The sequence below is a fragment of the Pseudomonas sp. RSB 5.4 genome, assembly GCF_037126175.1.
In the GTDB taxonomy this organism is placed as follows: Bacteria; Pseudomonadota; Gammaproteobacteria; order Pseudomonadales; family Pseudomonadaceae; genus Aquipseudomonas; species Aquipseudomonas fluorescens_H.
In genome coordinates this window covers 5,179,187-5,193,376 of sequence record NZ_CP146986.1, presented here as the reverse complement: position 1 = coordinate 5,193,376, position 14,190 = coordinate 5,179,187, and the positions used below count along the sequence as shown (strand labels likewise).

General features: G+C 61.6%; 12 protein-coding genes. 1 reads left to right on the top strand and 11 read right to left on the bottom strand.

The window, feature by feature from the left end; genetic code table 11:
• Positions 1-116 precede the first annotated feature (116 nt).
• The 11 genes from V9L13_RS23435 to V9L13_RS23385 form a co-directional block, all read right to left on the bottom strand.
• On the bottom strand, positions 117-1,406 hold the full coding sequence (locus tag V9L13_RS23435) for an adenylosuccinate synthase (protein WP_003221122.1): 1,290 nt from the start codon (positions 1,404-1,406) through the stop codon (positions 117-119).
• A 54-nt stretch (positions 1,407-1,460) separates the two neighbouring features.
• Positions 1,461-2,648, bottom strand: a complete 1,188-nt coding sequence (locus tag V9L13_RS23430) for an ATP phosphoribosyltransferase regulatory subunit (protein ID WP_103522565.1) — start codon at positions 2,646-2,648, stop codon at positions 1,461-1,463.
• Positions 2,649-2,961: 313 nt separating this feature from the next.
• Entirely contained in the window at positions 2,962-3,831 is an 870-nt protein-coding gene (hflC, locus tag V9L13_RS23425; protein WP_226499901.1) for a protease modulator HflC, read from the bottom strand.
• Positions 3,831-5,006, bottom strand: a complete 1,176-nt coding sequence (gene hflK, locus V9L13_RS23420; RefSeq protein WP_003221116.1) for an FtsH protease activity modulator HflK — start codon at positions 5,004-5,006, stop codon at positions 3,831-3,833. The genes hflC and hflK overlap by 1 nt, the downstream gene beginning before the upstream one ends.
• A gap of 96 nt (positions 5,007-5,102) precedes the next feature.
• Positions 5,103-6,404, bottom strand: coding sequence for a ribosome rescue GTPase HflX (hflX, locus tag V9L13_RS23415; RefSeq protein ID WP_003221114.1), 1,302 nt, complete (start codon positions 6,402-6,404; stop codon positions 5,103-5,105).
• 12 nt (positions 6,405-6,416) lie between these two features.
• Positions 6,417-6,677 carry an RNA chaperone Hfq gene (hfq, locus tag V9L13_RS23410; RefSeq protein WP_003221112.1) on the bottom strand — a complete coding sequence of 87 codons (261 nt, stop codon included), beginning with the start codon at positions 6,675-6,677 and terminating at the stop codon, positions 6,417-6,419.
• 94 nt (positions 6,678-6,771) lie between these two features.
• Positions 6,772-7,743: a tRNA (adenosine(37)-N6)-dimethylallyltransferase MiaA gene (gene miaA / locus V9L13_RS23405; RefSeq protein ID WP_003221110.1), complete on the bottom strand. Its 972-nt coding sequence runs from the start codon at positions 7,741-7,743 to the stop codon at positions 6,772-6,774.
• Positions 7,743-9,644, bottom strand: coding sequence for a DNA mismatch repair endonuclease MutL (gene mutL, locus V9L13_RS23400; RefSeq protein ID WP_201137053.1), 1,902 nt, complete (start codon positions 9,642-9,644; stop codon positions 7,743-7,745). The genes miaA and mutL overlap by 1 nt, the downstream gene beginning before the upstream one ends.
• Before the next feature lie 5 nt (positions 9,645-9,649).
• Positions 9,650-11,077, bottom strand: a complete 1,428-nt coding sequence (locus tag V9L13_RS23395) for an N-acetylmuramoyl-L-alanine amidase (protein ID WP_201137054.1) — start codon at positions 11,075-11,077, stop codon at positions 9,650-9,652.
• Between the two features lie 3 nt (positions 11,078-11,080).
• A complete protein-coding gene (gene tsaE / locus V9L13_RS23390; protein ID WP_103485508.1) occupies positions 11,081-11,551 on the bottom strand; it encodes a tRNA (adenosine(37)-N6)-threonylcarbamoyltransferase complex ATPase subunit type 1 TsaE in 471 nt (156 codons plus the stop codon).
• Positions 11,539-13,038: an NAD(P)H-hydrate dehydratase gene (locus V9L13_RS23385; protein WP_338800652.1), complete on the bottom strand. Its 1,500-nt coding sequence runs from the start codon at positions 13,036-13,038 to the stop codon at positions 11,539-11,541. Before V9L13_RS23385 ends, tsaE begins: the two co-directional genes overlap by 13 nt.
• 63 nt (positions 13,039-13,101) lie before the next feature.
• On the opposite strand from V9L13_RS23385, the gene queG reads away from it, so the two are divergent.
• Entirely contained in the window at positions 13,102-14,172 is a 1,071-nt protein-coding gene (gene queG / locus V9L13_RS23380) for a tRNA epoxyqueuosine(34) reductase QueG (RefSeq protein ID WP_338800651.1), read from the top strand.
• Positions 14,173-14,190 lie beyond the last annotated feature (18 nt).

The window sequence follows — 14,190 nt, the reverse complement described above, 5'->3', positions numbered from 1 at the left end:
CCATTAATTTGATGGCACTCTTGTAGGAAGATTTACAGCAAAGGTCATGCCGTCCAACAGGCATAAACGACAAAGGCCCCGATTAAGGGGCCTTTGTTTTTTACATCAACGACTTATCAAGCGAACGGATGACGCAGAACGATGGTTTCGTTGCGGTCCGGACCCGTCGAAATAATGTCGATCGGCGCGCCGATCAGCTCTTCAACGCGTTTGATGTAGGCACGAGCGTTAGCTGGCAGCTCTTCCAGGGTTTTGGCACCCACGGTAGATTCGGTCCAGCCCGGCACTTCTTCGTACACAGGCTGCAGGCCCACGTAGCTGTCAGCGTCGGTCGGCGCCACGGCGTTGCCTTGCGCGTCCTTGTAGCCGGTGCAGATGTTGATGGTTTCCAGGCCATCGAGGACGTCCAGCTTGGTCAGGCAGATGCCCGAGATGCTGTTCACATCGATAGCGCGACGCAGGATGACGGCGTCGAACCAGCCGCAACGACGGGCACGGCCGGTGGTCGCGCCAAACTCGTGACCTTGCTTGGCCAGGTGCGCGCCCACGTCGTCGAACAGCTCAGTCGGGAATGGGCCCGAACCAACGCGAGTGGTGTAAGCCTTGGTGATGCCCAGGATGTAGTCCAGGAACATCGGGCCAACGCCCGAACCGGTGGCCACGCCACCTGCGGTGGTGTTGGAGCTGGTCACGTACGGGTAGGTACCGTGGTCGATGTCGAGCAACGAACCCTGGGCGCCTTCGAACATGATGTCTTTGCCGGCGCGACGCAGGTCGTGCAGCTCGGCAGTCACGTCCAGCATCAGCGGCTTGAGCAGCTCAGCGTATTCCTTGCACTCGGCCAGGGTCTTTTCGAACTCGATGGCCGGCTCTTTGTAGTAACCCACCAGCATGAAGTTGTGGTAATCCACCAGTTCACGCAGCTTGTCTTCGAAGCGCGGCATGTTGAGCAGGTCGCCCACGCGCAGGCCACGCCGTGCAACCTTGTCTTCGTAAGCCGGGCCGATGCCGCGACCGGTGGTACCGATCTTCAGCTCGCCACGGGCTTTTTCACGGGCCTGGTCCAGCGCCACGTGGAAGGACAGGATCAGCGGGCAGGACGGGCTGATACGCAGGCGCTCGCGCACCGGTACGCCTTTCTCTTCCAGCTTGGTGATCTCACGCAGCAGGGCGTCAGGTGCAACCACCACGCCGTTGCCGATCAGGCACTGCACGCCTTCGCGCAGCACGCCCGACGGGATCAGGTGCAAGACGGTTTTCTCGCCGTCGATCACCAGGGTGTGGCCAGCGTTGTGGCCACCTTGGTAGCGCACTACGGCGGCAGCATGTTCGGTCAGCAGATCAACGATCTTGCCTTTGCCCTCATCACCCCATTGGGTGCCCAGGACTACGACATTCTTACCCATAACACTTGTCCTCATTCGCGCAAACTTGGTGCCGGCGATGGCCGGCAGGAAAACTCAAGAAGCCAGTGGCGATACTTGCCAAAGCCCGTTCTGCTGAATCAATTGCCGGTCGCAGTCCGCATCACGGGCGGCGGCCAAAGGTTGTCCAGGCAACGCCTGAACGACACGCTGACCCTCACTGCGCAACTGGCAAACCTGCTGCCAGAGTGCCGCATCCGTACTGTCAGGCATCCAGATACCGCCAGACGGTAGCTCGATCTCAGCACGCCCCAGGGTCACCAGGGTTTTCAAATCGGTAGAGAAGCCGGTCGCCGGACGGGCACGACCGAAGTCGGCGCCGATGTCGTCGTAACGACCGCCCTGAGCGATGGACTGGCCCACGCCCGGGACAAATACTGCGAACACCACACCGGTGTGGTAGTGGTAGCCGCGCAGCTCGCCCAGGTCGAAGTACAGCGGCAGCTCCGGGAAGCGCGCCGCCAGACGATCGGCGATCTCCAGCAAATCTTCCAGCGCGGCCAGCACCGGCGCCGGCGCATTGGCCAGACGCTCACGGGCGGCAGTCAGCACTTCACGACCGCCACACAGATCGACCAGCGCCCGCAACATGCCGGACAGATCGGCCGGCAGGCCTTCGGTCAAGGTAATGACCTCGTCGATGGCCTTGCGTTGCAGCGCATCGAACAACTGCTGCTCGACTTCACCGGACAGACCGGCGGCGCGCGCCAGGCCACGATAGATGCCGACATGACCAAGGTCCATGTGCACATCCGGCACATCGGCCAGTTGCAGCATGGCCAGCATCAGGCTGATCACTTCAACGTCGCTGCTCGGGCTGGCATCGCCATACAGCTCGGCACCCAACTGGATCGGGCTGCGCGAGGACGACAGTGCACGCGGCTGGGCATGCAGCACGCTGCCGGCATAGCACAGACGGCTCGGGCCTTCGCGACGCAGGGTGTGCGCATCGATGCGCGCCACCTGCGGCGTGATGTCGGCACGGAAACCCATCTGCCGGCCCGACTGCGGGTCGATGACCTTGAAGGTACGCAGATCCAGATCCTGGCCCGCACCGGTCAGCAGGGATTCCAGGTACTCGATATGGGGAGTCACGACAAACTCGTAACCCCAGCTCTGGAACAGATCCAACACCTGACGACGCGCGACTTCAATGCGCGCCGCTTCCGGTGGCAGTACTTCTTCGATGCCATCTGGCAGCAGCCAGCGGTCTACCGTTGCCATTACGCCATTCCCCTTTGATCCGGGCGGCCAGCCTGCGGGCGAGCCTTGAGTGAAGCAGAAAATGACCGACTCGTTCAAAACGCACGCGCATGAACGACGCGACGAAAGGCCTGTTACCGGCTTCGCCCATCACCTTCCTCGAAATACTCTCGGGCCATTCAACCCGATGCCTGCAACAAAAAACAGCAATCAAACGTGCAGACGCAAAAAAGCCGGGAATTTCCCGGCTGCCGCATCATACACACGTTTTCCCAAAGGATCACCCCGCCCGAGGTTTTAGCCGCCGGGCGGAGTGATTCAGGTCAACGTCGTATCAAGGCTTGGACTTTTCCAGGTAACGGAAGAAGTCGCTGCTTGGGTCGAGAACCATGACGTCGGATTTGTTCGCGAAGCTTTCACGGTAGGCACGCAGGCTACGGTAGAAACCGTAGAACTCCTGATCCTGACCGTAGGCCTTGGAGTAGATCGCAGCGGCCTGGGCATCGCCGTCACCGCGAATCTCTTCGGATTCACGATAGGCTTCAGCCAGCAGCACGCGGCGTTGACGATCGGCGTCGGCACGGATGCCTTCGGCCAGCTCGTTACCCTTGGCGCGGTGCTCGCGAGCTTCACGCTCACGCTCGGTGCTCATACGTTCGAACACGCTGCGGTTCACTTCCTTCGGCAGATCGATGGCCTTGACCCGGACATCGACCACTTCGATACCCAGCTCTTTTTCTGCCATCGAGTTCAGCGACGCGGTGATGTCAGCCATCAACGCATCACGCTCACCCGACACCACTTCGTGCAGGGTGCGCTTGCCGAACTGGTCACGCAGGCCCGATTCCAGGCGACGGGACAGACGCTCATCGGCGATTTGCTTGAGGCCGGAAGTCGCGGTGTAGAAGCGCTCGGCATCTTTCACGCGCCACTTGGCGTAGGCATCGACCATCACGGCTTTCTTTTCCAGAGTCAGGAAGCGCTGTGTCGGTGCATCCAGCGTCATCAGACGTGCGTCGAATTTACGCACCTGGTTAACGTAAGGCACCTTCACATGCAGACCTGGCTGAACATCGGCCTGAACCACACGACCAAATTGCAGCAACACCGCACGCTCGGTCTGAGCCACGATGTAGAAGCAGTTCCAGCCCACCAGTACCACAACAACGCCAACGATCAGGGCGATCAGCGATTTATTGCTCATCAGCGGGTCTCCCTTGTGCGTGTCTGCGGCAGATCAGTGACATGCGGCGCGACATCCGTGTTGTTGCTGGCAGCGGCCGAACCGGTCACCGGTGCATTGCTGCCCGAACTGTTCTGAATCATTTTGTCCAGCGGCAGATAAAGCAAGTTGCTCTGGCCGTTCTTGTTGCCGGTCACGAGTACCTTGCTGGTGTTGCTGAAGACTTCCTGCATGGTGTCCAGGTACAGACGCTGGCGGGTGACTTCAGGTGCCTTGCGATACTCGGCCACCAGTTTGGTGAAGCGGTCAGCCTCACCCTTGGCGCGCGAGACTGTTTCGTCGCGGTAACCGTTGGCATCCTCGAGGATGCGCTGGGCCTGACCACGGGCTTCCGGCACGACGCCGTTGGCGTAGGTTTCAGCCTGGTTGCGCGAACGCTGCTCGTCTTCACGGGCGCGGATCACGTCGTCGAAGGCTTCCTGCACTTCACGCGGGGCTGCCGCGTTCTGTACGTTGACCTGAGTGACGGTGATACCGGTGCGATAGGTATCGAGGAAGCGTTGCAGACGCTCCTTGATTTCGCTGGCCATCAATTCACGACCTTCGGTGAGCACCTGGTCCATGGCGGTCGAACCCACCACGTGACGCAGGGCGCTGTCGGTCGCATGCTGCAGGCTGATTTCCGGCTGATCGACGTTCAGCACGAAGTCCTGCAGGTTGCTGATCTTGTACTGCACGGTCAGCGGCACTTCGACGATGTTCTCGTCTTCGGTCAGCATCTGGCCCTGCTTGGTGTAGGCACGCTCACGCGTGACGTTCTCCATGTACTTCTTGTCGATCGGCGGGAAGTAGATGTTCAGGCCGGGGCCGACCGTCTCGTAGTACTTGCCGAAGCGCAGCACCACGGCTTGCTCCTGCTCGTCGACCACATAGACCGCGCTGTACAGCCAGACAGCCGCCAGCACGACGAGGCCGATGCCGAGCAGACCGCCGAAGCCGCCACCACTCCTGCCCGAACCACCGCCGTCATCACCACCGCGTTTCTTACCACCACCGAACAACCCGTTCAGGCTTTCCTGCAGCTTTCGGAAGGCCTCGTCGAGATCCGGTGGCCCCTTGCGGTCGCCGTTATTGCGGCGCTTGCCACCCCAAGGATCCTGATTATTCGAGTTGCCACCCGGCTCATTCCAAGCCATAGCGCTCTCCATCTGATAAAGCAAAGACGCACCCACGGCGCGCCGACCAATGCTACAGAATGCCTGCCGTCGCGGCACAACCGCTTTGCCAGGCTTTTATTGCAAAGTGTGTTGCTCGATGAATTCCATCGGCTGCAATCCTTCGCGGCTTACCAGTCGATTCAACTCGACCCGGGGCAAACGAACGGCCAGCAGGCAGATGCCTTCTTCGTCATGCTCTTCTTTCTGTACCGCACCGAGCTCGAAGAACTGCGCACGCAGTCGAGCGAACCGTTGTGGCAAGCGCAATGTCCCCACAAACAAATCACTGCCCAGCAACTCGGCAATGGCCTGTTCAAGCAATTCCAGACCCGTGCCATCACGCGCCGACAGCCAGACCCGCTGCGGTTTGCCATCGGCATCGCGCTGGATCTGTGGCTCAACGCCTTCAAGCAAATCGAGTTTGTTGTATACCTCGAGGATCGGCAAGTCCTGGGCTCCGATCTCGCCCAGCACCACCATCACCTGCTCGATCTGCAACATGCGATCCGGTTCGGCCGCATCGATCACGTGCAACAGCAGGTCGGAGTTGCTCGACTCTTCGAGCGTAGACCGAAATGCCTCGACCAGCTTGTGCGGCAAGTGCCGAATGAACCCTACCGTGTCAGCCAGAACGATCGGCCCCAGGTCGTCCAGTTCCAGACGGCGCAAGGTCGGGTCCAGCGTGGCGAACAACTGGTCGGCCGCGTACACCTCGGATTTGGTCACGTTATTGAACAGCGTGGATTTGCCGGCGTTGGTATAGCCCACCAGAGAAACGGTAGGGATATCCGCACGGGAGCGGCCGCGTCGCGATTGCTCGCGCTGGCTGCGTACTTTTTCCAGACGACCCTTGATCTGCCGCAGACGAACCCGCAGCAGACGCCGGTCGGTTTCGAGCTGGGTTTCACCCGGACCACGCATGCCGATACCACCACCCTGACGCTCAAGGTGAGTCCAGCCGCGAACCAGCCGGGTGCTCATGTGGTCAAGCTGGGCCAGTTCTACCTGGAGCTTGCCTTCATGGGTACGGGCGCGCTGGGCGAAGATATCGAGGATCAGGCCGGTACGGTCGATCACGCGACACTCGAAAACACGTTCGAGGTTACGTTCCTGACTGGGCGTGAGAATGTGATTGAAAATCACCAGATCGGCCTTTTCGGCATGGACCAGGTCGCGTAATTCCTCGACCTTGCCGCTGCCAATCAGGAATTTGGCGGTTGGCCGATGACGCGGTACGTTAAAAAACGCAACGGTCTCGGCGCCCGCCGAATTAGCCAATTCCTGAAACTCCTGCGGATCTTCGCGCGCCTCAGGGTCCTGACCTTCCAAGTGAACGAGAATGACTCGCTCACCACCACCGTGGCGCTCAAAGAACAAAGGAGACTCCTATCAGGCGTTACCTGGCTCAGCGTCACCTGCATCGGATTCGGTTGCGCTAGGCAGACGAATTGGACGTACTGGCACGACTGTCGAGATAGCGTGTTTGTAAACCATCTGGCTGACGGTGTTTTTCAGCAGGATAACGAACTGGTCGAACGACTCGATCGTGCCTTGCAGTTTGATACCGTTGACCAGGTAGATGGAAACCCCAACTTTCTCTTTACGTAAAGTATTCAAGTAAGGGTCTTGTAGCGAATGCCCTTTTGACATGTGCCGCACTCCTTTAAGGATTCAATAATAAAAATAGGTAATTCAGATGGCTTTGGCCGCCACACCCCCAAGGATAGACGGCAATTGCAAGGACTCAGCTCAATATGGAGATGGTCCCAAGGTATTTCAAGGCGCGTGGCAGATTGTCGCAATCAAGACTGTCCAGCCAGTGCAGTTCTTCCCAGCTGCGCAGCCAGGTGAACTGGCGCTTGGCCAATTGACGCGTGGCAATGATGCCGCGTTCCTGCATTTCGGCTAACGACAGCTTGCCATCCAGGTAGTCCCAGACTTGGCGGTAGCCTACCGCACGTATAGACGGCAACCCGGAATGCAGGTCACTTCTTTTACGCAGGGCTACGACCTCGTCGATGAACCCCTGTTCCAGCATATTTGTGAATCTTTGTTTAATGCGCTCGTGCAGTACCTGGCGATTTGCCGGAGCAATGGCCAAGTTCGCGACAGTATAGGGCAATTGTTGCTGTCCCGAAGCGGCTGCTTCAGTACTTTGCGCAGATTGTTGCTGACGCAGGGCGGTCATGCTCTGACCGCTGACCCGATAGACCTCCAGCGCCCGACTCAGGCGCTGCGGATCGTTCGGGTGAATGCGTGCCGCCGACACCGGATCGATGAGCGCCAGTTGCTCGTGCAGGGCTTGCCAGCCAAGGCGTGCAGCCTCTTCTTCGATCTGCGCACGCACCTCGGGATCCGCCGCCGGCATGTCCGCCAGACCTTCGACCAAAGCCTTGTAATAGAGCATGGTGCCGCCGACCAGCAGCGGAATTTTCCCGCGCGCGGTGATTTCAGCCATGGCTTGCAGGGCATCGCGGCGGAAATCCGCAGCCGAATAGGCTTCGGCTGGATCGAGAATATCGATCAGCCGGTGCGGAAATTCGGCCAGCAGTTCTTTCGAGGGCTTGGCGGTGCCGATGTCCATGCCGCGATAGACCAACGCCGAATCGACGCTGATCAGTTCGCACGGCAGCACCTTGGTCAGCTCGATGGCCAGGTCGGTCTTGCCCGCAGCGGTCGGGCCCATCAGGAAAATCGCTGGAGGAAGCTGGCTCATCAACGACCGCGCAGGAACAGTTTGTCCAGATCGTCCAGGCCCAGTTGGGTCCAGGTCGGTCGGCCATGGTTGCATTGACCGCTGCGCTCGGTGTTTTCCATGTCGCGCAGCAGACCGTTCATTTCCGGCAGGGCCAGGCGCCGGTTGGCGCGGATCGCGCCGTGGCAGGCCATGGTGCCGAGCAGTTCGTTCAGGTGTGCCTGAATCCGGTCGCTGGTGCCGTACTCCATCAGGTCCGACAGCACGTCACCCACCAGACGATTGGCCTCGGCCTGCTTGAGCAGGGCCGGAATCTGGCGGATCGCCAATGTTTCCGGGCCCAGGCGCTGCAGTTCGAAGCCCAGTTTCTGGAACCATGCGGCATGTTCTTCGGCGCAGTCGGCTTCACGCTGACTGACCGCCAGCGACTCCGGCACCAGCAATGGCTGGCCGCTCAGGCCTTCACTGGCCATGGCGATTTTCAGGCGTTCGTACATGATCCGCTCGTGCGCGGCATGCATGTCCACCAGCACCAGTCCCTGAGCGTTCTCGGACAGGATGTAGATGCCCTTGAGCTGCGCCAGCGCGTAACCCAGCGGCGGAATATCTTCCTGACCGGCCGGCAGCGCGTTGGCGTTGGCCTCGGGCAGCGGCGCGAAGAACTCGCGGTAAGCAGCTTGCGCCTCGGCGGCCGGCGGCATCGCCGACTGCGGACGTGGCGTGTACTGATACTGGTAAGCGCCGCCAGCGCTTGCAGCGGACGAGGTGTTGAACACCGGTTGCGCCTGCGGCTGCTCCAGCAGCGCGTTGGCCGCCAGACGCATTTCGCCCTGCGGGCCGAATTCGCCCGCCTCGATGCCGGTTGGACGGACGACAGCAGTGGTGACCGAACCGGCCAGTTGATCTTCCGGACGCACATCGCCCAGCGCGCGGTGCAACGTGCCGTAAAGGAAGTCATGCACCATGCGCCCGTCACGGAAACGCACTTCGTGCTTGGTCGGGTGCACGTTGACGTCCACCGCCGCCGGATCGACCTCGAAAAACAGCGCGAAGGTCGGATGACGGCCGTTGAACAACACGTCGCGATAAGCCTGACGCACCGCGTGCGCCACCAGTTTGTCGCGCACCGCCCGGCCGTTCACAAAGAAATACTGCAAGTCCGCCTGGCTGCGGTTGAAGGTCGGCAACCCGACCCAGCCCCACAGATGCAGACCGTTGCGCTCGATCTCGATCGGCAGCGCCTGCTCGAGGAAGCCCGAACCACAAATCGCCGCCACCCGCCGGGCGCGGGCCGCATCATCGTGGGCCTCGTGCAGGCTGAGGATGGTCTTGCCGTTGTGGCGCAGATGGAAGGCTACGTCGAAACGCGCCAGCGCCAGACGCTTGATCACTTCCTGCAGATGATCGAATTCGGTTTTTTCGGTCTTGAGAAACTTGCGCCGCGCCGGCGTGTTGAAGAACAGGTCGCGCACTTCCACCGAAGTGCCGACCGGATGCGCTGCCGGCTGAACGCGAGGCGCCATGTCACGGCCTTCGGTCTCGACCTGCCAGGCCTGATCGGCGTCGCGGGTGCGCGAGGTCAGGGTCAGGCGTGCCACGGAGCTGATCGAGGCCAGCGCTTCACCACGGAAGCCCAGGCTCATCACCTGTTCGAGGTCTTCGAGATTGCGGATCTTGCTGGTGGCGTGACGGGCCAGGGCCAGCGGCAGGTCGTCGGCGGAAATGCCACTGCCGTCGTCACGCACCCGCAGCAGCTTGACGCCGCCCTGCTCGACATCGACGTCGATGCGTCTGGCACCGGAGTCGAGGCTGTTTTCCAGCAGTTCCTTGATCACCGAAGCCGGGCGCTCGACCACCTCACCGGCGGCGATCTGGTTCGCCAGCCGCGGGCTGAGCAGTTCGATGCGTGCGGCGTTCAACACCTGGTTCATTCTTTGGACGCCAGTTCGGTGCCAGGAATGGTCAGGTGCTGACCGACCTTCAGCTCATCGCTGCTGAGATTGTTGGCACTGCGCAGCGTGGCGGGCGACACCTGATAACGCACGGCGATCATCGCCAGGGTCTCACCCGGACTCACGCGGTGATCGCGCGGGCCTTGGGCGATCTTGCCGGAGTCACGCAGCCAGGCAATGTAGGTGCCCGGTGGCGGGTTCTGCTGGAAGAACTGGCGCACGCCGCTGCTGATCGAACGCGCCAGCGCCTGCTGGTGGCTTGATGCAGAGAGCTTGTTCGCTTCGTTGGCGTTGGAGATGAAGCCGGTTTCGACCAGAATCGACGGGATGTCCGGCGATTTCAGCACCATGAACCCGGCCTGCTCCACGCGTTGTTTGTGCAACGGGGTCACGCGACCAATGTTGGTCAGGACTTTCTGGCCGACGTTGAGGCTGGAAGTCAGCGACGCGGTCATCGAAAGGTCGAGCAACACGCCGGCGAGCATGCGGTCCTTGTCGTCGAGGCTGACGTTGCCGGCACCACCGATCAGGTCGGAACGGTTTTCGCTGTCGGCCAGCCAACGGGCGGTTTCCGACGTTGCGCCGCGATCGGACAAGGCAAACACCGAGGCACCGAAAGCGGCCGCAGACGGCGCGGCGTCGGCGTGGATCGAAACGAACAGGTCGGCGCCCTTCTTGCGGGCGATTTCGGTACGGCCGCGCAACGGGATGAAGTAGTCGCCGGTCCGGGTCAGCTCGGCACGGAAACCTTTCATGCCGTTGACCTGACGCTGCAGTTCGCGGGCGATCTGCAGTACCACATCTTTCTCACGCTGACCGCGCGAGCCGGACGCACCCGGGTCTTCGCCGCCGTGGCCGGCGTCGATCACCACAATGATGTCACGTTTGCCGGCCGGGGCCGGTGGCAGTTTGATCGCCGGTTCCGAAGGCGTCACCGGCACTGCCGGCACGGTCGCAACCGAAGGCGTCGGAGCTGGCGGCGGGGCGGCATCGGCGGCGTTGTCGAACAGGTCGACCACCAGACGGTTGCCATATTGCGCGTTCGGCGCCAGCGAGAAACTTTTCGGGGTGACGGCTTTTTTCAGGTCGATGACCACCCGCAGGTCGGTCGGCGTACGCTGGGCCGAGCGCATCGCGGTGATCGGCGTGTTGGCGGTCGACACTTTCAACGGCGCACCCAGAGTGGCGCCATTGATGTCGATCACCAGTCGATCCGGTGCGGTCAGGGTGAAGACACTGTGCTGCACCGGGCCGCTCAGGTCGAAGACCAGTCGCGTATTGTCCGGCGCCCGCCACAGGCGCACGCTGTTGACCTTTGTGTCGGCCACAGCGTTGACGGCCACTGCCATCAACATCAGTCCTGCGGCAGCCACCAACGCGCGAAAGCGCATACCTAACCCCATCATTTAATTGGATTCCAATGCCAAAGCGGCACACCAGGACTCACCACGCGCGCCCTGGGACAAAATTTTCAGCGAACGGCCGCTGTCTTGCGGGGTAATGGTAATGGTCAGGTCAGGCTTTGGCAAAAAGCCTGCACCTTTATCGGGCCACTCGATCAGGCACAGGGCATCGTCTTCGAAATAATCGCGGATACCGAGAAACTCCAGCTCCTCCGGATCGACCAGGCGGTACAGGTCGAAGTGAAAGGCACGGACGTCGCCGATCTCGTAGGGCTCAACCAGAGTGAAGGTCGGACTTTTTACTGCGCCGACATGCCCAAGCCCACGAATGATGCCCCGCGACAGGGTGGTTTTACCCATGCCCAGATTGCCTTCGAGAAAAATCAGGCCATGGCCCTGGGTAACGCGGGCGATCCGTGCGCCAAAGTCGCTCATGGCCTGTTCATCGGCCAGGTACAGGGTTACTTCAGACACGGTGCATGCTCCTCCAACAACTGACGAATGGCTGGAATCAGATCACTGGCCGCCAGCCCACGGCCGAATTTACCTAGTTGCGCGCCGGCATTGGCGTGCAGCCAGACTGCGAGGCAGGCGGCATCGAAGCCGTCCATGCCCTGCGCCAGCAGCGCCCCGGTCAACCCGGCAAGCACATCGCCAAGGCCGGCAGTGGCCATGGCCGGATGGCCCTGATGACACAACGCCAGACGCCCATCGGGATGGGCGATCAGGCTGCCGGCGCCTTTCAGCACGACGACGGCTGAGTATTTTTTGCACAACGCCCGCGCGGCGGCCGGGCGATCTGCCTGCACCTCAGCGGTACTGACGCCCAACAGGCGCGCCGCCTCGCCCGGATGCGGAGTGATCACGCAATTCCCGGGCAGGCTGACAAAACCGCTCGCCAGCAGATTCAACGCGTCGGCGTCCCATACCTGCGGCAGCGGCGCATTGGCGGCAGCGGACAACAGCGCCCGGCCCCAACTCGCCTGTCCGAGACCCGGACCAACCACCAGCACCGAGACCTTTTCCAGCAGCCCCATCAACTGATTGGCCGACGATGTGCCGAGCGCCATGACTTCCGGCATCCGCGTCAGCGCGGCCGGGACATGTTCCGGACGGGTCGCCAGCGACACCATGCCGGCGCCGCTGCGCAAGGCCGCTTCGCTACTGAGCAGAATCGCCCCGCCAAAACCCTGATCGCCGCCGATCAACAGCAAATGCCCGAAGCGCCCTTTGTGCGCAGTGGGCGCACGCGGAGCCAGTCGCGGAAGATTAGCCGTCGTGAGACGCAGGACGCTGACAGGAATGTCACGGTAGATGTCGGCAGCGGCTTGCAGATCGTTAAACACCAGCGCTCCGACCTGATCCGCCGCATCACCGGTGAACAGGCCAAGCTTCAAGCCAATAAAGGTCACGGTAAGGTCGGCGTGAACCGCAACGCCAAGGACATGCCCGGTATCGGCGGACAGCCCCGAAGGAATATCCACCGCCACCACCGGCAGGCCACCGGCATTGATCGCCTTGATCGCAGCGGCATACGGCTCGCGCACATCGCCGGCCAGTCCGGTGCCGAGCAAGGCATCGACGATAATGCCGCGCAGCTCGAATTGCGCAGTCCAGCCCTGCACGGCGACGCCATCGCTCAGTGCCTGCGCATAAGCCTGCGCAGCGTCGCCCTGCAAGCGTTGCGGATCACCGACGGCCAGCACCTGCACCGCCCAACCGGCCCGGTGCGCCAGCGCGGCGATCAGAAAACCATCACCAGCATTGTTGCCATGCCCAGCCAGCACGGTCATTTCGTTCGCCGACGGCCATTGCCGCACCAATGCTCGCCAGGTCGCGTGCGCGGCGCGCTGCATCAATTCGAAGCCCGGGGTGCCCGCAGCGATCAGCCGCGCGTCGAGTGCTCGCACCTGTGCAGCGCCATACAGCGCGTCGGGTAATTCATCTTTCGTGTGCGGCATGCGTCTTCGGGCTCCGATGTCTGGCAGAATTATACGCACCTCAGCTCCGGTTTCTCTCGCCTCATGTCCGCCATCACCACAGATCTTCCCGCCCTCGCCCAATCGATCAAGGATTGGGGCCGCGAGCTGGGCTTCCAGCAAGTCGGCATCAGCGGTCTGGACCTGGCCGAGCATGAGCAGCACCTGGAGCGCTGGCTCGCCGCCGGCTACCACGGCGAAATGGATTACATGGGCGCCCACGGCAGCAAACGCTCGCATCCGGAGGAACTGGTTCCGGGTACATTGCGCGTGGTTTCGCTGCGCATGGACTACCTGCCCGGCGACACGCAAATGGCGCAAATGCTCGCGCAACCGGAAAAGGCCTACGTTTCGCGTTATGCCTTGGGCCGCGATTACCACAAATTGATCCGTAAACGTGTGCAGCAATTGGCCGACAAGATTCAGGCCGAGATCGGCCCGTTCGGTTTCCGTGCCTTCGTCGACAGTGCCCCGGTGCTGGAAAAAGCCATCGCCGAGCAGGCCGGACTGGGCTGGATCGGCAAAAACACCCTGGTGCTGAACCGCAAGGCCGGCAGCTATTTCTTCCTGAGCGAACTGTTCGTCGATCTGCCGCTGCCGGTGGACGAACCGCACAGCACCGAACATTGCGGGCGCTGCACCGCGTGCCTGGACATCTGCCCGACCAACGCCTTTGTCGGCCCGTATGTGCTGGACGCGCGACGGTGCATATCGTACCTGACCATCGAACTGAAAAACGCCATTCCCGAAGACCTGCGCCCGTTGATCGGTAACCGCGTGTTCGGCTGCGACGACTGCCAGATCGTCTGCCCATGGAACCGCTTCGCCCGGCCATCCGGGGAAAGCGACTTCAAGCCGCGGCACAACCTGGACAACGCCGAACTGGCGGAGCTGTTCATGTGGGACGAGGACAAGTTTCTCAGCAGCACCGAAGGTTCGCCGCTGCGCCGCGCCGGTTACGAGCGCTGGCTGCGCAATCTGGCGGTCGGGCTGGGCAACGCGCCTTCGAGCATTCCTGTGCTGGAAGCCTTGAAGGCGCGTCGTGATTACCCGTCCGATCTAGTCCGCGAACACGTCGAGTGGGCGCTGAGACAGCACGCTGAACGCACTACTTAAATGGGGTATTTCAGAACA